Source organism: Streptococcus sp. GMD6S, assembly GCF_000297015.1.
Map to the genome: position 1 here is coordinate 1 of NZ_AJRH01000131.1, position 1493 is coordinate 1493.

Annotated in this window: 2 protein-coding genes; both read left to right on the forward strand. The window is 37.0% G+C overall.

The window, feature by feature from the left end; translation table 11 throughout:
• Positions 1 to 316 precede the first annotated feature (316 nt).
• The gene (locus GMD6S_RS09065; RefSeq protein WP_000816347.1) at positions 317 to 1303 is read left to right on the forward strand and encodes a hypothetical protein; all 987 of its coding nucleotides are present in this window, start codon (positions 317 to 319) and stop codon (positions 1301 to 1303) included.
• Positions 1293 to 1493: hypothetical protein (locus GMD6S_RS09070; protein WP_000114133.1), on the forward strand; the 201-nt coding region annotated here is incomplete at its 3' end. The genes GMD6S_RS09065 and GMD6S_RS09070, both read left to right, overlap by 11 nt.

The following is a 1493-nucleotide window of genomic DNA, read 5'->3' on the forward strand; positions in this document are numbered from 1 at the left end:
TCATTAGATGGCTTTATGAACAAGATTGCGGAAGCTTTTAAAAATATGGATACCGATTTAGCAGGATCTATTGAAACGAATGAGATTTATACAGTTTCACCAGAAGAGTATACAGAAAAGAAACGAATCCAACAGAAGATCTATGATGCCTCTGTTTATAATGAGCTCCCCTAACTATTCGCCACTTGAATCCATTTCAAGTGGTTTTCTTTTGCTTTTCTCATCTTCTCACGGTGTCACGCATATGGTATAATGGATTAAGAGTTTATAATCTTTGTTTATCAGATACAAACAACAAATATTCAGGAGGAAGTCAATGAAACAATACAGGAAAAAAATACTAATCATTCTGGGACTTTTTAGCCTTCTTGTTGTGGTTTCTGGAGCCTATCCCTTATATCGCTACCTAACACATGACCGTTATAAAGTGCGAACTCCTGAGGTAGAACCAGCTTCTTATGAGTTTCTAGCTAATAGACAGGGGTTGGTCATTTCTTGGAAATATGTCAATCATAGCAATGAGCAGGAAGCTAATGAAGAACCACTGGAGTATACCAGTGCAATTTATGGGAAACGTTACCTTTCGACAGACAGTAAACGTTTAATTTACAAATGGGACGATAATCGCTTTGATGTCAAGAATCTGAGTTGGGGGGAGTATTGGAAGATTCAGGTTTATGATACCAGTCAGGATGATTTGCCTCGTAAGGAGTATGACCTTTTAAAGGCTGTTGCGGATTATGATTCGTCATACTTTCCAGTTTCAAGTACTTATATTAATTTTGTCACATACAATGATCAAGAGTATCGTAAGGTAGTTCTCCAAAAAACTGGGGGTCATGACCGTAAGGAAGTCCTCTTTAATATGGAAACAGGTAAGCTAGAGGATGTTCCTAAAGAACTTGGGGTTGCTCTTGAGAATAGGTATACATATTTATTTAACCGTTATACAAGTTTGAAAAATTACTATTATAATGATGATTTTATAGATAACACTACCTGTCTTAATCTCTCACAATCTGTGATTGAACAGTCTTCAGATTGGCTCTTGAGGGAGAAATACCCAAAAGCTTATGACTTGATGAGTAAAGAAAAAGGAAGTCTCTATTTTTTAACTAACGAGACAGATGTTAAGCTTTTATCAGATATTTTTAGCCTCTTAATTCCTAAGGACCGTGATTTATTTGATAACCTCACGGTTTATGGAGAGGTAACTAGGGACGGGAAGGACCATGTGGTTCACTCTTATGAAGAGTTTATCAATGTCTTGAAACCAAAGGAGGAGTTGAGTAATGTCCGTTAAGCGAATTCAGCCAATGCGAATTCAAAGCATTAAGGCGAGTATCAAAGTTTCGACAGATGAGATTTCAAAGGGGATGTCGACTATTATTGACTCATCAGTCACAAGTAGTCTAGAATCCTGTGCTGGTGTCGCAAAAACATGTATGGAAAATTTAGTAGAGACGGTAGACTCATTAGATGGCTTTATGAAC

Bases quoted from the DNA above. Each gene is read 5' to 3' on its own strand.
- GMD6S_RS09065 (WP_000816347.1), top strand. From the start codon at position 317: ATGAAACAATACAGGAAAAAAATACTAATCATTCTGGGACTTTTTAGC.